Annotated in this window: 18 protein-coding genes; 8 read left to right on the top strand and 10 right to left on the bottom strand. The window is 72.2% G+C overall.

What is annotated here, in order from left to right:
• Window positions 1-2: 2 nt before the first annotated feature.
• Complete coding sequence (gene thpR, locus AB0O21_RS31560; RefSeq protein ID WP_365176455.1) at window positions 3-587, top strand: RNA 2',3'-cyclic phosphodiesterase; 585 nt, start codon at window positions 3-5, stop codon at window positions 585-587.
• Between the two features lie 68 nt (window positions 588-655).
• Window positions 656-1,198, top strand: a complete 543-nt coding sequence (locus AB0O21_RS31555) for a 2'-5' RNA ligase family protein (RefSeq protein WP_365176453.1) — start codon at window positions 656-658, stop codon at window positions 1,196-1,198.
• Here the strand turns inward: AB0O21_RS31555 and AB0O21_RS31550 are convergent.
• From AB0O21_RS31550 to AB0O21_RS31540, 3 genes are all read right to left on the bottom strand, one after another.
• Window positions 1,137-1,733 carry a hypothetical protein gene (locus AB0O21_RS31550; protein ID WP_365176451.1) on the bottom strand — a complete coding sequence of 199 codons (597 nt, stop codon included), beginning with the start codon at window positions 1,731-1,733 and terminating at the stop codon, window positions 1,137-1,139. The genes AB0O21_RS31555 and AB0O21_RS31550 overlap by 62 nt on opposite strands.
• Before the next feature lie 56 nt (window positions 1,734-1,789).
• Window positions 1,790-3,205 (bottom strand): Ig-like domain-containing protein, encoded by a 1,416-nt coding sequence (locus tag AB0O21_RS31545; RefSeq protein ID WP_365176449.1) that lies wholly within the window; start codon window positions 3,203-3,205, stop codon window positions 1,790-1,792.
• Between the two features lie 140 nt (window positions 3,206-3,345).
• Window positions 3,346-3,744, bottom strand: a complete 399-nt coding sequence (locus AB0O21_RS31540; protein ID WP_365176447.1) for a RidA family protein — start codon at window positions 3,742-3,744, stop codon at window positions 3,346-3,348.
• Between the two features lie 110 nt (window positions 3,745-3,854).
• Between AB0O21_RS31540 and AB0O21_RS31535 the strand changes: the two genes are divergently transcribed.
• On the top strand, window positions 3,855-4,625 hold the full coding sequence (locus tag AB0O21_RS31535) for a hypothetical protein (protein WP_365176445.1): 771 nt from the start codon (window positions 3,855-3,857) through the stop codon (window positions 4,623-4,625).
• 127 nt (window positions 4,626-4,752) lie between these two features.
• Complete coding sequence (locus AB0O21_RS31530) at window positions 4,753-6,000, top strand: serine hydrolase domain-containing protein (protein WP_365176444.1); 1,248 nt, start codon at window positions 4,753-4,755, stop codon at window positions 5,998-6,000.
• Window positions 6,001-6,002: 2 nt separating this feature from the next.
• Here the strand turns inward: AB0O21_RS31530 and AB0O21_RS31525 are convergent, their stop codons facing one another.
• The gene (locus AB0O21_RS31525; protein ID WP_365176442.1) at window positions 6,003-6,794 is read right to left on the bottom strand and encodes a class I SAM-dependent methyltransferase; all 792 of its coding nucleotides are present in this window, start codon (window positions 6,792-6,794) and stop codon (window positions 6,003-6,005) included.
• A gap of 87 nt (window positions 6,795-6,881) precedes the next feature.
• Here AB0O21_RS31525 and AB0O21_RS31520 point away from each other — a divergent pair, with 87 nt between their 5' ends.
• Window positions 6,882-7,508, top strand: a complete 627-nt coding sequence (locus AB0O21_RS31520; protein ID WP_365176440.1) for an L-threonylcarbamoyladenylate synthase — start codon at window positions 6,882-6,884, stop codon at window positions 7,506-7,508.
• 39 nt (window positions 7,509-7,547) lie between these two features.
• A complete protein-coding gene (locus AB0O21_RS31515) occupies window positions 7,548-8,078 on the top strand; it encodes an isochorismatase family protein (RefSeq protein ID WP_365176438.1) in 531 nt (176 codons plus the stop codon).
• Window positions 8,079-8,098: 20 nt separating this feature from the next.
• On the opposite strand, the gene AB0O21_RS31510 is transcribed toward AB0O21_RS31515, so the two are convergent.
• On the bottom strand, window positions 8,099-8,545 hold the full coding sequence (locus AB0O21_RS31510) for a hypothetical protein (protein ID WP_365176436.1): 447 nt from the start codon (window positions 8,543-8,545) through the stop codon (window positions 8,099-8,101).
• Between the two features lie 429 nt (window positions 8,546-8,974).
• Between AB0O21_RS31510 and AB0O21_RS31505 the strand changes: the two genes are divergently transcribed.
• Entirely contained in the window at window positions 8,975-11,065 is a 2,091-nt protein-coding gene (locus AB0O21_RS31505) for a SpoIIE family protein phosphatase (RefSeq protein WP_365176434.1), read from the top strand.
• Here the strand turns inward: AB0O21_RS31505 and AB0O21_RS31500 are convergent.
• Together AB0O21_RS31500 and AB0O21_RS31495 are read right to left on the bottom strand one after the other, a co-directional pair.
• Window positions 11,058-11,474, bottom strand: coding sequence for a hypothetical protein (locus AB0O21_RS31500; protein WP_365176432.1), 417 nt, complete (start codon window positions 11,472-11,474; stop codon window positions 11,058-11,060). The genes AB0O21_RS31505 and AB0O21_RS31500 overlap by 8 nt on opposite strands.
• Window positions 11,471-11,905, bottom strand: coding sequence for a MarR family transcriptional regulator (locus AB0O21_RS31495; protein WP_365176430.1), 435 nt, complete (start codon window positions 11,903-11,905; stop codon window positions 11,471-11,473). Before AB0O21_RS31495 ends, AB0O21_RS31500 begins: the two co-directional genes overlap by 4 nt.
• 100 nt (window positions 11,906-12,005) lie before the next feature.
• Here AB0O21_RS31495 and AB0O21_RS31490 point away from each other — a divergent pair, with 100 nt between their 5' ends.
• The gene (locus AB0O21_RS31490) at window positions 12,006-12,731 is read left to right on the top strand and encodes a beta-glucanase (RefSeq protein WP_365176428.1); all 726 of its coding nucleotides are present in this window, start codon (window positions 12,006-12,008) and stop codon (window positions 12,729-12,731) included.
• Between the two features lie 22 nt (window positions 12,732-12,753).
• Here AB0O21_RS31490 and AB0O21_RS31485 read toward each other — a convergent pair whose 3' ends face one another.
• The 3 genes from AB0O21_RS31485 to AB0O21_RS31475 form a co-directional block, all read right to left on the bottom strand.
• Window positions 12,754-13,446 carry a ribonuclease H gene (locus AB0O21_RS31485; RefSeq protein ID WP_365176426.1) on the bottom strand — a complete coding sequence of 231 codons (693 nt, stop codon included), beginning with the start codon at window positions 13,444-13,446 and terminating at the stop codon, window positions 12,754-12,756.
• Between the two features lie 54 nt (window positions 13,447-13,500).
• Entirely contained in the window at window positions 13,501-16,488 is a 2,988-nt protein-coding gene (locus tag AB0O21_RS31480) for a carbohydrate binding domain-containing protein (protein WP_365176424.1), read from the bottom strand.
• Window positions 16,489-16,644: 156 nt separating this feature from the next.
• Window positions 16,645-17,769 (bottom strand): serine hydrolase domain-containing protein, encoded by a 1,125-nt coding sequence (locus tag AB0O21_RS31475; protein WP_365176422.1) that lies wholly within the window; start codon window positions 17,767-17,769, stop codon window positions 16,645-16,647.
• Window positions 17,770-17,895 lie beyond the last annotated feature (126 nt).

The following is a 17,895-nucleotide window of genomic DNA, read 5'->3' as shown; positions in this document are numbered from 1 at the left end:
GTGTGAAGGAAAAGACCCACGCCGCGACCGTCCGGATATTCATCGCCCTCGCCCCGCCCGACGACGCCAAGCAGGAACTGGAGCGGGTGCTGGGCCCCGCCTACGCGGCGTACCCGCGGATGCGGTGGAACCGGATCGAGGACTGGCACATCACGCTGGCCTTCCTGGGGGAGCTCCCGGTCGCGGCCGTCCCCCTGCTGCGCCCACCGCTCGCGGAGCTCGTGGCGGCGCGCCGGCCCCTGCGACTGGCGCTGCGCGGCGGCGGGCACTTCGACGAGCGGGTGCTGTGGACGGGGATCGACGGGGACCTCGAAGAGCTCCACCTCCTCGCGGACGACGTACGCGCCCTGGTCAAGGAGTGCGGCATCCCCTACGAAGGCCGCCCCCTGCGCCCCCACCTGACCCTGGCCCGCTCCCGCCGGAACGAACCGCCCCACGCGGTGGAGGCCGCCGCCGGCCTCGCCGCGTTCACCGGCCGCCCCTGGCACACCGAACGACTGCACCTGGTCGGCAGCAACATCGGCCGCGGCCCGGGCCCGATCCACTACCGCGACATCGAGGCCTGGCCCTTCGCCGGCGGGCGCTGAACGCGCCTGTGCCCGTGGGTGGGAAAGGAGCTGGGACGCCGGTGTCAGCCGTGGCACCATGCGAGGTCATGGCGGACGAGCGCAGTACCACGTTCCAGGCGGGCCAAACGGGACTCGTCGTGAAGGTCCCGGAGGCCGAGCCGGCCGTCCGCGCGTGGCGCGAACGGCTCGACCCCTCGGCGTGGGCCGGGGTGCCCGCACATGTCACCGTGATCTTCCCGTTCCTCGACGAGAGCCGACTGGGCGCACCCGTCCACTCCGCCCTCGCCGGGGTACTGGGTTCCCACGAGGCCTTCGACCTGCGGTTCGAAAGATCCGGACGGCTCCCGGAAGCGCTGTACCTCGTACCCGAACCCGACACGCCCGTGAAACGGCTCACGGCGGCGATCGTCGCCCGTTGGCCGGAAGCTCCGCCGTACGGCGGCCGGTTCGCCGAGGTCGTACCTCATCTGACCGTCGCCCAGAACCAGGCGGACGAGGTCCTGGAGAAGGTCGAGGCCGACTTCGCCGGACGGCTTCCGTTCACGGCCCGTGTCTCGTCGGTCGAACTCATGGTGTACGACGGGGCGAAGTTCCAGGAGCGGGCCTCCTTCGCCCTGCGAGGCCGGTAGCGGCGGCGAGGAGGAGCAGGGCGCTTAGCCCGGTCGTCCACGGTGAGGTGCCGCCCTCCACCGACGGGTCCACTCGGCGGTCGGGGTCGTAGGTGACCCGGATCTCCGCACCCACCGCGGCCTCGGGGCCGTCCTTGACCTCGGTCGGGTAGCCGCCGGGGCAGTCCAGCCCGAGCCGGTACAGGGTCTTCTCCGCGGGACCCTCGCCGACGGAATGCTGGTCCGTCGCCCGGACCTCCCGTACGACACAGGCGGCGACCTCTCCGCGCGCCGCCGTCTGGTCCGCCGTCGCCACCGTCGCCAGCAGCCCCAAGCCCAGGAACAGCGTGCCGAAGAAGCCGCCGCTGCCGCCCACGCGCACGAAGTACACCGCGCAGGCGGCCAGGAGCAGCACCGCCACACCCGTCACCGCAACGGTGGTCGACGGCGCCGACGGAGCCGTGAAGCACCAGTACGTCCAGGCGAGGACGGCCGCCGCCGCGGCGCCCGGCAGGGCCGCGTCCAGCCCCCACTCGCGTGGTTCCAGCTCTGACATGAACACCACCCCCGGAGGGGGACGCCCGCCGCCCCTCCCCCGGTTTCGGCCGAGCCTCAGGTGGTCGGCGACAGCCTCGGCGGCGCCTGCGGGACCCCGGGCGCGGGGGCGCCGTAGCCGGTGGTCAGGGCGCTGCCCGCCCGCCAGGCCGGCCAGTCCATGTTCCAGTCGCCGATGCCGTTGCCGAAGGGCTCCATGCGCGGGCCGCCGCTGTTGACCACCTCGACGATGTCCCCTTCGCGGACCGTCTCGAAGAACCAGGCCGCGTCCTCGGTGCTCATGCCCGTACAGCCGTGGCTGACGTTCTCCTCGCCCTGCGCGTCCACGGACCAGGGCGCGGCGTGCACGTACTCTCCGCTCCACGTCACGCGGGTCGCGTAGAGGACCGGGAGGTCGTAGAACTCGCTCGTGCCGCGTTTGATGCCGACGGAGTCCCCGCGCATCCGCACCTTGGGTTCTTTGCGGAGCACGACCTTGACGCCGGCGCGGGTCCTGAATCCGGCCTTGCCGGTGGTGACCGGGATGGTCCTGATGACCCGTCCGTTGCGGCGTACCGTCATCGTGTGCGCGGCAGAGTCGGTGACCGCCTCGATCCGGTCCGCGACGGTGAACTCGACGCCCTCGGAGGGCCCGCCGTAGAGGCCCCCGCCGATCTCGACCCCGTCGAGCCCGCTGCGGACGCTCACCGTCGTGTGGGCGGGCCAGTACGTGCGCGGGCGGTAGTGCAGGGTCGATGAATCGACCCAGTGCCAGGCGCCCTCCACGTGGGGGCGGGAGGTCACCTCCAGCGCCTGTTCCACCCGGGTCCGGGCCAGTCCGTCGTCGGCCGGCACCGGGTGGCTCAGCTCGGCCGTCACGATCTCCCCCGCGCCGTAGGTGCCCGGGCGCGGTCCGAAGTCCGCCGTCAGCCGGCCCTCGTCCGGGGCGGGCCCCGGCGCCGTACGGAACTCCAGGGTCGCGCCCACGGCGTTGCCCGCGGCGTCCTGCGCGCCGATCCGCACCGTGTACGACTCCCCCGCGCGCAGGGACTCCGCGTTCACCCAGCGCCCGCCCCCGGCGCCGAGCGCGCCCGCCACGTGGCGGCCGTGCCCGTCCGTGACGGAGACGTCGGTCAAGGAGCCCTGTCCCGGCCCGGCCACGGCGATCTCCAGCGGCCCGCCGGCGTCCGTGCCCCGCGCGACCCGGCGGGGCACGCCGCCGAGGAGCGGCGGGGGGAGCACGGCTCCCTGCCCGCCCGCGGTGGCCAGCACCCGTTCCTCGCGCCAGCCCTGGCACATGCCCAGCCGGAACACCTCGGCCGCGCACCGTTCCCCGCCCGGCCGGACGACCGCGCCGCCCTCGTCCACCACCCGGCCCACCAGCAGACCGACCACCGGAACGCCGGGCAACCGCCGTGCTTCGTCCGCGCCGTGCCCCCGGCCGGGGGCCGCCGCACCGACCATCAGCAGGACACCCGCACCTGCACCCGCCACCGCCATCCGTGTCCGTCGCGCCCGCCGCATGACCACACAACCCTCCCTGAACCGCCTGAGCCCGGAGACGGCATCAAAACGGACAAGACGTCAGAACGATGATCACCAACTCGGCCGTGCCGCCGAACGAGACCCCGAACTCAACCCGCACGGACCACGGCGTCGATCTCCACCTCGACGAGCCACGCGGGATCGATGAAGCGGGACACCTCCACGAACGTGGTGACGGGCCGGACGGAAGCGAACCGCTCGCCGTGGGCCCGCGCGGACTCCTTCCACCGCGTCACGTCGGTCAGCATGATGCGCGTGCGCACCACGTCCTCGAGCGAAGCCCCCGCCTCGCGCAGCGCCCGCTCGGCGATGTCCAGGCACCGCACCGTCTGGGCGTAGACGTTGCCAGGCGCGGCGGTCGAGCCGTCGTCGGCGATGGGAGCCGTCCCGGCGACCGCGATGTGGTTGCCCGTGCGGACCGCGCGAGAGAAGCCGATCTGCGGTTCGAGGGGTGATCCTGAGCTGACGGTCTGTCGTGTGTTCTCCATGGCGGCATGGTTTCAGCACCCCGACCGGGCCGTCCATCCGCATAGTGATGAGGCTGTGACCTGGGGACGTTCAGATGAACGGCGCTGATCACTAGGGTCACACCGTGTCGATGAACGATGAAATACCGTACGGACCCGCCGTCCCCGCACGTCGCAAGCGGGTGTGGCTGCTGACCGCCGTGCTCGTGGTCACGGCAGCCGCGCTGGCCGGCGTCACGTGGAAGCTCACGGGCTTGTCCGCGGAAGGCGCGGCCGGCTCCGGCACTCCCGCGGCGGCCGCGACGGCCGCTTCGGCTGCCGCTCCGGCTCCGGCTCCCGCTTCCCCCTCCCCCCTCCCGTCGAAGGCCACGCCCGCGGCCGGCGCCCCCGGCCGGCCGATGGTCCCGCTGGCCGAGGCCTTTCCGGCCCAGGTGAAGGACGGCTCCGGCGCGACCTTCAGCCGGGTCGGCTCGGTCGTACTGAAGTCGTGCACCGAGCCCGACTCGGTCGGACCGGCCCTGGCGGAGCTCATCGAGGGGAGCAAGGGCTGCGTCGGCGAGCAGGTCGCGCTCTACAAGGACGCCCAGAACAACCAGTTCAACCTGGCCGTCTTCACGATGAAGGACCCCCGGGACACCCTCACGCTGGTGACCCGGCTCTCGATGGCCTTCGACGACTACCAGGTGGGCGCGCAGGCCCCGCCGCCCGGTTCCGGGCTGCGGACCCTGCCGCCCGACAGCGGGATGGTGCAGGCGTTCACGGGCCAGGGCCGGGCCATGGTGGTGGGGCTCGGACAGTGGTCGGACGGCCGGGTCGGCGAGTACCAGAGGCTGGTCGACCGGATGGGGCCGTTGCTGGAGGCGGTCTCCAAGAACGTCGGTGCCTACGAGACCAGGAGCTGACTCAGCCCGGCGGCGGCGCCATCTGTACGAGCGGCTCCGCTCCGTCCGCGGTCGCGGGCCGGTTGGGCCAGGTCTAGGCTTGTGCCACTGCCTTGCCCTGGTACTCCCGTACGACAGGAGGCACGCCGTGAGGTCGACGCACAAGCGACTTCGCCGGGCCTGTGTGGCGGCTACCGCCGCGGGCCTGCTCGTCATCCCGGCCGCCGCGGGCACCTCGTACGGAGCGCCCACGCCGAGCCCGTCCGCCTCCGTCGCACCCGCCCCCACCCCCACCCCCACGGCTGACGGCGACTCCGAATTCCCGGAGCTCACCCCCGCCGTCGCGGCCCGACTCGACGCCGCCATCCAGAAGGTGCTGCGGGAGACACAGGTGCCGGGCGTGGTCGTGGGACTGTGGGCGCCCGGCAAGGGAAGCTACGTCAGGACCTTCGGCGTGGCGGACAAGGCCACCGGCGCTCCCATGGAGACCGACTTCAACTTCCGTATCGGCAGCGAGACCAAGACGTTCACGGTCACCGCACTGCTCGAACTGGTCGACCAGGGCAAGCTCGCCCTGGACGACCCCATCGGCAAGTACATCGAGGGCGTTCCGAACGGCGACCGCATCACGCTGCGGTTCCTGGCCGGCATGCGCAGCGGCCTGTTCAACTACAGCGAGGACCCGGACTTCGACAAGGCGTTGACCACCAGCCCCGACAAGTACTTCCCGCCACGGGAGTTGCTCGACTTCTCCTTCAAGCATCCCGTGCAGTTCGAGCCAGGAGCCCAATTCGACTACTCCAACACCAACCTGATCCTGCTCGGGCTCGTGGTGGAGAAGATCGGGAAGAAGCCGCTCAACGAGTTCATCCGGCAGGAGGTGCTGGAGCCGGCCGGGCTGCGCCGCACGGTGTTCCCCGTCGACGCCCACTTCCCCGATCCGCACCCGCAGGGCTACACCGACCAGTCGGCGTCCGGCAAGGTCGTGAACTCGACCGACTGGAACCCCTCCTGGGCCTGGGCCGCGGGAGCGATGATCTCCGATCTGCTGGACCTGCGCAGCTGGGCGCGCACGCTGGCCACCGGCACCCTGCTGACGCCCGAGACCCAGGCCGAGCGTCTGAAGACCTTCCCGATGGACATCCCCGGCGACGGGTACGGGCTGGGCATCTTCAACGTCCAGGGCTGGATCGGGCACAACGGCTCACTGCCCGGGTACGAGGTGCTGCCCGTCTACCTGCCGGAAGAGCAGGCCACGATGGTTGTACTGCTCAACACCGACATCACGACCGACGGGCAGGAGCCGAGCACGCTCTTCGGCGAGGCGATCACGAGCATCGTGACCCCCGACCACGTGTACCCCGGCCACAAGCCGGCGACGCCCAAGGCCGGTTGAGGTCAGGCCGCCGTCGCCGCGGTGACCACCAGCGGCGGCCTGGACCGCTCCGCCGGCCAAGCGCGGCCGCGCACGAACTCCGGGTCGGCGACCGTGAGGGCCTCCTCCACCGTCGGGCGCAGCTGGACGACGTCCCGGAAGCGGGCGCTCCCCAGCAGCGCCGGGTAGAGGTCGACCGGCCACGCGTGGTTGCGCACCTCCTGCCAGGAGCCGTCCGTTCGCCGCAGGCCCACGGCCAACGGCTCGCCCGGCGCGTACACCCGGCCCGGTTCGCCGATCCGCAGGGAGGCGTACTCGGTGCCGGCGCACCCGGGGTCGGTGGTGAGCAGCACCAACGGGGCACCGGGGCGCAGGAGTCGGCGGATCTCCGTGAACACGGCGAGCAGCGCTTCCTGGGTCGGCAGCGAGGCGATGACGTGGTTGCACATCACCGCGTCCGCGCAGCCGTCGGTCAGGCCGGTCGCCCGCCCGTTCTCGACGAGGTGGTACTCCGCCACCGCGGTCGTCGACGCGCGGGCCAGCTCCAGCATCTGGGGGGAGGTGTCGACGCCCAGGACGCGTGCGCCCAGCCGGCGGGCCGCCTCGTCGGCGACCTTGCCCGGTCCGCACCCGTAGTCCACGAGGACCATTCCGGGGCCGATCCGGCGGGAGAGCTCCCGGAAGACGAACGGGTATCCGAGGAGCCAGTCCGTGGCCGCCTCCACGGCGGCGAAGGCGCGCGCCCCGTCACGTCCCGACCAGTCCGTTCCCGGTCCGGCGCCGTCCTGTCCCGGGCCCTGCGAGGAGTCGCTCACGGGCCCCACTATCGACCTGTCGCCGCGCCCGCGCACGGTACGACACGAGGTGTCGGGCGGGGGAGGCGGATCACGTAGTCTCGGCGGATGGCGAAGTACTTCGACGTGCACCCTGAGAACCCTCAGCAGCGCACCATCAGCAACGTGGTAGACAGCATCCGCTCCGGCGCGCTCATCGCGTACCCGACGGACTCCTGTTTCGCTCTGGGATGCCGGCTCGGCAATCGCGAGGGCGTGTCCAGGATCCGTTCGATCCGCAGCCTCGACGACAAGCACCACTTCACCCTGGTGTGTCAGAACTTCGCTCAGCTGGGCCAGTTCGTGCAGATCGACAACGACGTGTTCCGCGCGATCAAGGCGGCGACGCCCGGTCCCTACACCTTCATCCTCCCGGCCACCTCGGAGGTGCCGCGCCAGCTGCTGCACCCGAAGAAGAAGACCGTCGGAGTCCGCATCCCCGACCACGGCGTCACCCAGGCCCTGCTCGCGGAGCTCGGGGAGCCGCTGCTGTCCAGCACGCTGCTGCTGCCCGAGGAGGACGAGCCGATGACGCAGGGCTGGGAGATCAAGGAGCGGCTCGACCACGTGGTGGACGCGGTGGTCGACTCGGGCGACTGCGGCACCAGGCCGACCACGGTCATCGACTTCTCCAGCGGCGAGGCCGAGATCGTACGCCGAGGGGCGGGCGACACCTCGCGGTTCGAGGCCGAATAATCGTTCCGGCCGTGCGGTGGCGCTGAGTACGATCACCGCGTGACGCAAACCTCGGCCGACACCGCACTGGTCCTCGTGGACCTCATGCCCCGCATCATCGCCCAACCGGTGGCTCCCCATTCCGGCGAGGAGGTCGCGGCCCGCTGTGCGCGGCTGGCCGCGGCGTTCCGCGCCGCGGGACGGCCCGTGGTGCTGGTGCGGGTGGAGCGGCCGAACGTGTCTGAACAGCCGCCCGGCAGCGGCCTGGTGGAGGGTCTCGCCCGCCCCGGCGACATCGAGATCGTCAAGCGGACGGTCGGCGCCTTCCACGGAACGGGCCTGGACGAGAAGCTCCGGGATCTCGGCGTCGACCGGCTCGTGCTGGCCGGGCTGGTGACGACGATGGGCGTGGAGTCCACCGCGCGCGCGGCGAGCGACCACGGCTACGAGCTCGAGTTCGTCGAGGACGCCATGTCCGCCATGGCCGCGGACGAGCACGAGTTCGCGGTGAGCCGGATCTTCCCCCGGTTCGGCGAGGTACGGGACACGGCCTCGTACACCAGCGCGGCCGAGGGCGGCGGCAGCCTCTAGCCCGGCCGTCGGCCCGCTCGCTACAGCGGTGTGCCGGACTTGTTCGCGCGTTCCACCGCGGCCAGTCCCTCGGGGGTCCAGCCGCCGTCGCGCGCGATGTAGCCCGCGTCGAGCCAGCGCTTGAACTGCTGGAGGGCGATGACCGCGTCGTCCGCGTACTCGATCTTGTTCGGGTTGAACCAGCCGGCCTTCCGGAGCCGGACCAGCTCGTCGCCGGCCGCGTCCGGGTCGTCGGTGAGCTTGACCTGCGGCCTGTCGCCGGTGGGCGCGGCCGCCGCCGTGGTGGCGGGGGCCGCGGACCGGGAGTGGGAAGAGGCCGAGGGCGAGGCGGCGGGCGGCGTGCCGAGGCTGGGGGCGGGGGGCCCGGAGTCCCCGGCGTCCTTTCCGCACGCCGCCGTGGCGAGGATGCCGAGACCTGCGGCCGCGGTGACGAGCACCGCCTTGAGCTTCGGGTTGCGCATCGTCATGTCTTTCCCCTGATGGGTGGGTGACCGGCGCCGAGCGGAACGGCACGGAACGGGACGGACCCTACTGTCCGCGTTCCCGTCCGGCGGCCGGGCCCGCTCCGGCGGCGCGGGGCGGGCGGGCGCGGGCCCGGGCCGCCGGCCGTCGAGGACGCCCGGATCGATGCGCGCGAGGCGCTCCGGATCGGCGCGGATGTCCAGCGCGGTGATCCTGCCGTCCCGGACGGTGAACGCCATGGCCGGCGGCGGGGTGCGGTCCTGTACGAAGGGGACGACGCCGGGCGCCGCGTTGACGCCGGGCGTCGGGAGCCCGGGCCCGGGCCGTGATCCGCCGGACGTCCCTAGGTCGCGGGGCCTTGCGCGGGGTCGCAGCATGGAAGGAGGCCCGGGCCCGTCCGGGCTGCCCGGCGCGCTCGGGTGAGGAGGCCGGTGATGGCCGCTGACCAGTCCCTTCCGTCGGCCCCTGGCTCCGGGGCGGGGGACGTGGCGCTCGAGGCGGGCGGCCTCCTCGACGTACTGGGAGTGGCGGCGATCGTCCTGGACGGTGAGGGGCGGATCACGCTGTGGAGCCCCCAGGCCGAGCAGTTGTTCGGTTACTCCGCGAAGGAGGCATGGGGCCAGTACGCCGCGCAGCTGCTGGTCGAGGAACGGCACCGGGACGTGGTGCTGGGTCTGTTCGGCCAGGTCATGGCGGGCCACGGCGCGTGGGCCGGGGCCTTCCCCGTCCGGCGCCGGGACGGGACGACCGTGCTGGTGGAGTTCCGCAACATGCGGCTGGAGGCGGACAGCGGCGCCGCCTTCGCGCTGGGACTCGCCTCCGACCGGGCCACGCTGCTCCGGGTCGAGCGGGACCTGGCCCTCTCCCTGCGCCTGGTCGACCAGTCCCCGATCGGGCTGGCCGTCCTGGACACGGACCTGCGGTACGTGCTGGTGAACCCGGCGCTGGAGCGGATCAACGGGGTGCCGGCCGCCCGGCACCTGGGGCGGCGGATCACCGAGGTCCTGCCGTTCCTGGACGGGGCGGGCATCGAGGCGCGGATGCGCGAGGTCATGGAGTCGGGCGTGCCGCTGCTCGACGACTTCACCACCGGGCGGATCTCCCCGGAGGCGGAGAGTGACCACGCCTGGCTGTCCTCGGTGTACCGGCTGGAGGACCAGGCCTCCCGGGTGATCGGGGTGGCCGTCTCGGTCGTGGACGTCACGGAGCAGCACCTGGCCGCCGTGTCGGCCGCCCATGCCCGCCGCCGGCTGTCCTTGATCGCGGACGCGTCCGTCCGCATCGGCACCACCCTCGACCTGGACGTGACCGCCCGGGAGCTCGCGGACGTGGCGGTCCCCGAGGTGGCCGACATCGCCGCCGTCGACGTGCTCGACACCGTCCTCGCGGGCCCCCGGCCCGGGGAGGGAGCGGACGGCGAGGCCGTACGGTTCCGGGCGCTGGCGGTGAAATCGGCCTACCGCACCCCGGCCGAGGACGCGGCGGACCCGGTCGGGGACGTGGCGCTGTACGGGCCCACCCGGCTGGTGTCGCGCTGCGCGAGCACGGGCCGTCCGGTACTGGTGCCGCGCGTACGGCCCGAGGACCTGCCGCGCATCGCCCGCGACGCGGACGCGGTGCGGCTCCTCGCCGAGGCCGGGGTCCACTCGTACCTGGCGGTGCCGCTGATCGCGCGCGGCCAGGTGCTGGGCGCGCTGGACCTCAAGCGGGCCCGCAATCCGGAGCCGTTCGGCCCGGACGACGTGCTGCTCGCCTCCGAACTCGCCGCCCGCGCCGCGGTGTCGGTGGACAACGCCCGCTGGTTCCAGCACCAGCGCCACACCGCGCTCGCCCTCCAGCGCCACCTCCTGCCGCAGCCCCCGCCCACGGCCGCCGGGCTGGACATCGCCTACCGCTACCAGCCGGCCGGCGCGGCGGACGAGACCGGCGGGGACTGGTTCGACGTCGTCCCGCTCGACGGCGACCGTACGGCACTGGTCGTCGGGGACGTGATGGGCAGCGGCATCAACGCGGCGGCCACCATGGGCCAGTTGCGCACGGCCGCCCGCACCCTGGCGCGGCTCGGGCTGGAGCCGGCGACGGTGCTCAGCCACCTCGACGAGGCCACTGCCGACCTGGGTGACGCGATAGCAACCTGCATCTACGCCGTCTACGACCCGCACACCCGGCTCTGCCACATCTCCACCGCCGGGCACCTGCCGCCGATCCACCTGCTCTCGGGGCGCCAGCCGCAGCTCGTGGAGATCGCGACGGCGGTTCCGCTGGGCGTGGGAGGCATCCCGTTCAGCACCACCACGATCGGGCTGGGGCCCGGGGACGGGCTCGTCCTGTACACCGACGGGCTCGTCGAGACCCGCGACCAGGACATCTACGCCCGCATCCAGACCCTGACGGATCTCCTCGCGGGCCCGCAACGCCCGATCGAGGAGACCTGCGACCTCCTCCTCGCGGCCCTGCGCCGCCCCGACACCCACGACGACGTGGCCCTGCTCATCGCCCGCACGCATGCGGCGGAGGTCAGCTGAGACCCGGCTGCTGCCAGGGGAACGGGGCAAGATCGGGCTCGACCCAGTCGGTCCTGGCGCGGGGTGCGGCCAGTGTCCCGGGGCGGTAGAAGCGCGCCGGCAGGTGCTTGTCGAGGAGCTCGGGGTGGCGGTCGGTGAAGGCGGTGAAGTCGCCCTCGCCGCTCCCGGCCGCGTGGTGGGCCACCAGTTCCGCCCAGGCCCGGGTGAGCGTGACGTGGTACTTCTCCGGCGCTCCCGCCTTGGCGGCGGTGCTCCGGATGCCTTCGTCGATCAGGCGCAGCGCATCGGGCATGCCGAACCGCCGTACCGCGAGCCAGGTGAGGTGGACGTGTTCGCGGTGGCCGAAGCGTCCGGCGGCGGCGGTGACCTCGGCCAGCAGCGCGTCGAACGCGGCGGTTCCGGCGGTCATGCGGACACCTCCGTCAGGGCCTGCAGGGCGGCCCGCAGACCGGCGAGCGCCTCGGGCGGCAGGGCGGCCAGTGCGCGCTGTTCCAGGGCCGCGATGGTCTCCCGGATGGTGGCGGCGGCCGCCCGCCCGGAGTCGGTGAGCTCGATCAGGACCGCGCGGCGGTCGCCCGGGCGGGTGCCGCGGGTGATGTGGCCGCGCCGTTCCAGGCGGTCGAGGACGCTGGTCAGCGTCGTGGGACGGGTACCGACGGCCGCACCGAGTTCGGACACGGTCCGGCCGCGGCCGTCCGCCAGGTTGGCCAGCGCGTTGATCTCGGACGCGGTCAGGTCCAGGTCGACGAGTTCCGCGGCGAGCACCTGCAAGGTGGCGTGCGTGGCCCTCTGCAGGGCGAGGAGGGCCGACCAGCCGGATGGCACGAATTCGGAATGCATAATTTCGGACTATACGATTTCGTACCATCTGCTGCAAGCGAGCACCCGTGCGCCGGTATGCGCTCCCACGCGGGCCGGGCATGACGAAGGCGTCCGCAGCATGGAAGGGAACGCCATGGCCGCTCAGCTCCTCGCCCGTCTCGTCCGACGACTCGGGGGCCGCCCCCGCCGGGGTCGCGGCGCCGTGGTGTTCACCGCCGATTTCACCTCGACCGCCCAGTGGGTCGCCGGCCGCTCCTGGGCCTATCCGGACGGGGGGCCCACCAACCCCGGGGACAACAAGCTCGACCACCTGGTGGAGGACCCCTCCTACAGCCGCACCGGCACCTTCCTGGCCACCCGCCGGACGGACGGCGACTGGGACGCCGGCCTGCTGACGACGGAGGACAGCGAGGAGGGCTTCATGGTCCTCAGTGGGGACGTGCTGGAGACCCGGGTACGGCTGCCCGTCGAGACCGGGGCCTGGCCGGCGGTCTGGACCTGGCGGGACGGCGGCAACGAGGTCGACGTCTTCGAATACCACCCCGACAACCCCGACCTGCTCGAACTCTCCAACCACGTCAGAGGGGGGCAGCGCTACCACCGGGACCCCGCCGTCCGGCCCGGCGGCTGGGTGGACCTGGAGGTCGAGTTCGGTGCGCGCTCGGTGGTGTGGTGGGTCGACGGCTCCCGGGTCTTCGCCGACCGGCGGGGCGTGGGGCGCGACTGGCGGGCGTACCTGATCGTCAACCTGTCCGTGTGCGCCGGGCGTTACCACCCGGCGCCCGACGCGGACGTGTCACGGATGTCCTTCGAGGTGGCGCACCTGCGCGTGCGCCGGCCGTAGCGGCGCCCCTGGGCAGAGCACCTCAGGACGCGGCCGTGGCGCAGGCCTCGTGGCCCCAGCGGCTGCCGTTCTTGGCGATCATGTCTCCGGCCGCGTAGGGCTTCCCGCACGGGCAGCTGCCCGGGAACTTCGCCTTGATGGCCCGGGACGCGCGGCCCGTGGACGTGCCGTCGGACGTACGCTTCTTCGGCGCGGCGGACTTGCGGCGCGCGGGTGCGACCGGCGCGGGGACCGGCATGTCCGCGTGCCCGTGGGCGGTGCCGGCGGCCTGCTGGGTCACCGCCGCGTCACTGGCGGCCTGGTCTGCGATGGCGTTCAGGTGGTCGCCGTCCTCGCGGTGGGCGGGGACGTAGAGGAACGTCACGTCGCGGTCGGCCAGCAGCTCGTCGATGCGCTCGACGAGTTCGCGGTTCGCGACGGGCTGGCCCGAGGAGGTCTTCCAGCCGTTGCGCTTCCAGCCCGGGAGCCACTGCGTGACGGCCTTCATCGCGTACTGCGAGTCCATCCGTACCTGCATCGACGTCCCGGGAGCGACCGCCTCCAGCACGCGCTGGAGGGCGGTCAGCTCCCCGATGTTGTTGGTGGCCCGGCCCAGCGGGCCCGCCTCCCAGCGCTCGGGGCGGCCCTGGGGGTCGGCGATGACCCAGCCCCATCCGGCGGGGCCGGGATTACCTTTCGCCGCTCCGTCACAGGCGGCAATGATGCGTTCGGACATCCCCCGATCATGCCCCATCCGGACGGGGCCCGGTTTCCCGGTCCGGGTGGGGTCCTACTTCAGGTAGGGCCCGGCGTCGCCGATCCGGCCGGGTCCGTTCAGGACGTAGACGCGCAGGTTGCCCTTGCCCGGGGCGGCCACGGTGAGGTTCCCGTCGGTGACGACGCGGGTGTCCCCGGTGACGGCGTCCCGGTAGGTGCCGTTGGGGATGCCCGTGTAGGTGGCCCCGCCGGTGACGGTGACCAGCGCGAAGCTGTCCGTGCCGGCACTGGTGTAGCGGCGCTTGAAGGCCATCTGGCCCGAGATGCCCTGGGTGGAGTACTGGCCCGACTGCAGGGCGGGCACGGCCCGGCGGATCGCGTTCAGGCGCTGGAGGTGCCGGACGAGCGGCATGGCGAGGGTGTTCGCGACCTCGCCGGTGGCGGAGTCGGCCCGGCCGAACTCGGAGGCCCGTACGTCGCCGGCGAGGTGGTCCCCGTAGTAGGCGCGGCCGGTGCCCGCCAGCGGGCAGCTCGGACCGCAGTCGATCTTCTTGCCCTTCTGGAACTCGATCTCGGATCCGTAGTAGAGGGTGGGGATGCCGCGGAAGGTCCACATCAGGGACATGTTCTCGGCCCAGGCGTCGGTGCCGCCCGCGTAGCGCTCGGAGCTCTTGTTGGGGCCGAAGTCGTGGCTGTCGACGTAGACGACGTTGTAACTGGCGTCGTTGGTGGAGTCGTCGGAGTCCTTGCCGTTGGTGAAGGCGTTGGCCGCGTCGCCGAAGTTCATGTGCATCCGCATGTCGATGATGTTCATGCCGGAGAACGCGCTGTGGTCGGGAGCGTGGTAGTCGTTGCCGTCGAGGAAGGCGTTCGTCGAGACCGGCTGGCCGGCCGGGCCCGCGCCGTTCTCGTACGCGTACATCTCCAGGGCGGCCGTCGCGTCGTCCGCGCTGTACTCCTTGCGCTCCTTCCACGTGAAGAACTGGGCGGAGTGGTTGACGGAGCCGCGGTTCCACTTGTCGTTGACGAAGGCGCCGACCTCGCCGAAGACCAGGAAGTTCTTCGCCGCCTCCGCGCCGAACCGCTGGGTCACGCGTTCCTGGATGGCGGGCAGGAAGCGGCGGTTCCAGGTGGTGCGGGGCACGTGCACGGCCGTGTCGACGCGGAAGCCGTCGACGCCCATGTCGATGTACTTGTTGTAGGCGCCGATGAGGTGGTTCTGGACGGCGGCGGACTCGGTGTTGAGGTCCGCGAGGTCCTCGTGGAGCCAGCAGGAGCGGGAGTCCTCGCCCTCCCAGTTGCCGATCCAGCAGGTGTGGAAGTACTGCTTCGGGAACATGCCGGACGTGGGGCTCGGCCACTGGCAGTTGTAGATGCGGTAGCCCTCGGGCGAGGTGTACGGGGTGGCCTTGCCCCAGTCGACGCAGGTGTTGCCCGCGGGTGCCTGCGTGGACCAGTGGTCGCCGTTGTAGTACGACTTGCCGCTCTTCGGGTCGACGGTCAGGCCGTCGTACTCGAAGCCCTCGTTCTTCTCGTCGTAGTACCAGGACCAGGACGCGTCCCGGACGCCGAAGACGGTCGGGGTGAAGAGGCCCTTGGCGCCCCAGCGCGAGGAGTGGTTGTAGACGACATCCTGGTAGATCTTCATGCCCTTGGCGTGGGCGGCGTTGATCAGGTCCTGGTAGGAGGCGCCGGCGGATTCCAGGCGGGGGTCGACCTTGTAGAAGTCGTAGCCGTGGTATCCGTGGTAGTCGTAATCGGAGCGGTTCAGCACGACCGGGGTGATCCAGACGGCGGACATGCCGAGGCTCTTGATGTAGTCGAGCTTCTCGATCAGGCCCTTGAAGTCGCCTCGGAACATGGGGTCGTTGTTGACGGCGTTGCCGGATTTGACGTGCTGGCTGCCGCCCCGGTTGTTGCTCGCGTCGCCGTCGTTGAAGCGGGCGGTGAGCACGAAGTAGATCGGGTCCTTGCGGGGGTCGGTGCCCAGCGGGGTGCCGGCGGGCGCGGCCGGCGGCTTGGCCCCGGTGGTCGCGGTGGCCGGGGCCGAGGCGGCGGAGGTGTTGCCGGCGGCGTCCACCGCCTTGACGGTGTAGGCGTAGGCGGTGTTCTCCTCCAGGTTCGACTCGGTCAGCACGGTCGAGGTCACGTCGGTGACGACGGTTCCCCTGGTGCCTCCGGTGCGGGTGACCTGGTACTTGGTGACGGCCTTGTCGTCGGTGGAGGGTCCCCAGGTCAGGATGACGGCCACGCCGTCGGCCTTCGCGGTGACCTGGGTCGGGGCCGTCGGGGCCTGGACGTCCGGGACTTCGGCGGCGCAGGGGTCGGCGGCGTTCGGGACGAGCACGCGGTCCTTGAGGGTGCTGCGGCCGGTGGGGACGGTGTAGTCGGCGCCGTTGTTGTTGTCCCAGACGCCGTTGCCGTTGTTGAAGGCGGCCTGCATCTTCGTGGCGGCGCCGAGGTCGACGGTCTTTTTCACCCAGCCCGTGCAGGCGGGTTCCATGCCCACGCCCGGGACGGCCGTCCAGGCGCCGCCCTCGGGCTTGTAGTGCAGGTTCGTCGTGGTCCAGCCGACGGTCGCGGTCGAGTAGTAGACGGATGCGGTGTTCGTGCCGGTGCCGCCGCCACCGCCCGCGCACGGGTCGCTGTGGGCGACGACCCCGTCCTTGACGGTGATGACCCCGGTGCCGAGGGCGTAGTTGCGGCCCCCGTTGTTGTCCCAGACGCCGTTGCCGTTGTTGAACGTGGCCTGGAGTCCGGCCGCGGTACCCAACGGGACGGTCTTCTTGACCCAGTCGGTGCAGGCGGCCTCCATGGCCACACCGGGGACGGAGGTCCAGGAGCCGCCGTCCGGTGCGAAGTGGAGGTTGTAGGCGGACCAGTTCTTCGTCTTCGTGTAGTAGAAGACCGTGGCCGAGGTCTCGGCGGCCGCGGCGTTCACCTGGGCGTTCGCCGCGGCGGCTCCGGCGCCGGGGAGCGCCGCGAGGAGGCCGAGCAGGCCGGTCGCGGCGGTGGCGGCCGCGAGGGCCCGTCTCAGCGGCCGGTGGGGGGTGCGCTTCATTCGTGTCTCCAGGCTTCCCGCCTGGTCCCTGACACGCCTCAAGGGCCAAGCGGACGGGGATGGTTGGAGTGAAATGCCAGCCGGAATGTTGCTGCAAGTTCTTGCGGTCTGCGGCAGGAAGTTACCCGCACATGACAACGCCGTAAAGGGCCTGCGCTAGGAGACGGCGGAGCGGATCTCGTCCGCCAGGAGCCCGGCCGCGGCGGCCTGCGGGCCCGCGACCAGGCGGGTGCGGGTGAGGCAGAAGGACAGGCCGCGTGCGCGGTCGGCGAAGGCGATGCTGCCGCCGCTGCCGTGGTGGCCGAAGGAGGTCGGTTCCCCGGCCATCTCGGGCATGCCGAGGAAGTACCCGAGCCCCTTGGCGTACCGGCCCAGCAGCATCCGGTCCTTGCCGTCGACGGCGGCCTCCGCGACGAGCGCCACGCGCTCCGGGGACAGCAGCCGCACCCCGTCCACCTCGCCGAGCAGCGCCGCGTACATCCGGGCCGCGGCGCGCGCGGTGGTGGTGCCGCAGGCGGGCAGGTCGGCGAGGAGGTAGTCGCGGCGGTTGGCGAGATCGGCCGTCGTCCACACGGCGCGGTTCGGGACGACGAACCGGCGGAAGGGCGCGTCGGCCGGGAGGGTTTCCAGCCAGGCGGCCCAGTTCCCCTCCACGAGAGGTGCCACGCGGTCGAGTTCGCTCGCGGGAAGCCCGAAGTAGAGCTCGCCGCCCACCCCGAGCGGTTCGCTCACGTACGTGCGCAGAGCCTCGGCCGGGGTCAGGCCGGTGATCCGGCGCACGGTCTCGCCGAGGATCCAGCCGAAGGTCCAGCCGTGGTAGCCGCTCGCGGAGCCCGGCTCCCACAAGGGCCGCGCCCCGGCGACGAAGGCGCACATGGTGTCCCAGTCGCACAGCTCGGCCGGGGTGAGGGCGGGGGGCAGCTGCGGGATGCCGAGGGTGTGCGTCAGGGCGTGCCGTACGGTGGCCCGCTCCTTGCCCTGCGCCCCGAACTCGGGCCAGTAGTGCGCGATCGGGGTGTCGTACTCGATCAGCCCGCGCTCGGCGAGCACGTGGACGAGGGTGGCGGTGAAGCCCTTGCCGGTCGAGAAGCCGTGGATCGGCACGTCGGGGCCGAGGCGGCGGCCCGCGCTCCGGTCGGCCCAGCCGGCGGACGCGTCCACGATCGGCTCGCCGTCCAGGTAGGCCGCGACCTGGAGGCCGCTCTCGGCCCCCGACTCCACGAGGCCCGCGAGGATGGCGTCGACCTTCGCCCGTACGTCCGCGTTCGCCCTGCGCTTCACGTGCGCCATCATGGCACCGGGGCCGGGGGGGGGGGGGGGCCCCCCCCCCCGGGGGGTGATTTATTTTTGGGGGGATTTGTTGGGAGAAAAGTTTTAGCGCGCGCGCGGGGAATGTGGGGGGTTTTT

The sequence above is a fragment of the Streptomyces sp. NPDC091371 genome, from assembly GCF_040684275.1.
Taxonomy (GTDB): domain Bacteria; phylum Actinomycetota; class Actinomycetes; order Streptomycetales; family Streptomycetaceae; genus Streptomyces.
Note: the sequence above shows the minus strand (reverse complement) of the source record. Positions and strands in the feature narration are given on the sequence as shown.

Excerpts from the sequence above, each read along its gene's own strand:
- AB0O21_RS31555 (WP_365176453.1), top strand. The coding sequence starts at position 656 with ATGGCGGACGAGCGCAGTACCACGTTCCAGGCGGGCCAAACGGGACTC.
- AB0O21_RS31550 (WP_365176451.1), bottom strand. The coding sequence starts at position 1,733 with ATGTCAGAGCTGGAACCACGCGAGTGGGGGCTGGACGCGGCCCTGCCG.
- AB0O21_RS31540 (WP_365176447.1), bottom strand. The coding sequence starts at position 3,744 with ATGGAGAACACACGACAGACCGTCAGCTCAGGATCACCCCTCGAACCG.
- AB0O21_RS31535 (WP_365176445.1), top strand. The coding sequence starts at position 3,855 with ATGAACGATGAAATACCGTACGGACCCGCCGTCCCCGCACGTCGCAAG.
- AB0O21_RS31520 (WP_365176440.1), top strand. The coding sequence starts at position 6,882 with ATGGCGAAGTACTTCGACGTGCACCCTGAGAACCCTCAGCAGCGCACC.
- AB0O21_RS31510 (WP_365176436.1), bottom strand. The coding sequence starts at position 8,545 with ATGACGATGCGCAACCCGAAGCTCAAGGCGGTGCTCGTCACCGCGGCC.
- AB0O21_RS31505 (WP_365176434.1), top strand. The coding sequence starts at position 8,975 with ATGGCCGCTGACCAGTCCCTTCCGTCGGCCCCTGGCTCCGGGGCGGGG.
- AB0O21_RS31500 (WP_365176432.1), bottom strand. The coding sequence starts at position 11,474 with ATGACCGCCGGAACCGCCGCGTTCGACGCGCTGCTGGCCGAGGTCACC.
- AB0O21_RS31495 (WP_365176430.1), bottom strand. The coding sequence starts at position 11,905 with ATGCATTCCGAATTCGTGCCATCCGGCTGGTCGGCCCTCCTCGCCCTG.
- AB0O21_RS31490 (WP_365176428.1), top strand. The coding sequence starts at position 12,006 with ATGGAAGGGAACGCCATGGCCGCTCAGCTCCTCGCCCGTCTCGTCCGA.
- AB0O21_RS31485 (WP_365176426.1), bottom strand. The coding sequence starts at position 13,446 with ATGTCCGAACGCATCATTGCCGCCTGTGACGGAGCGGCGAAAGGTAAT.
- AB0O21_RS31480 (WP_365176424.1), bottom strand. The coding sequence starts at position 16,488 with ATGAAGCGCACCCCCCACCGGCCGCTGAGACGGGCCCTCGCGGCCGCC.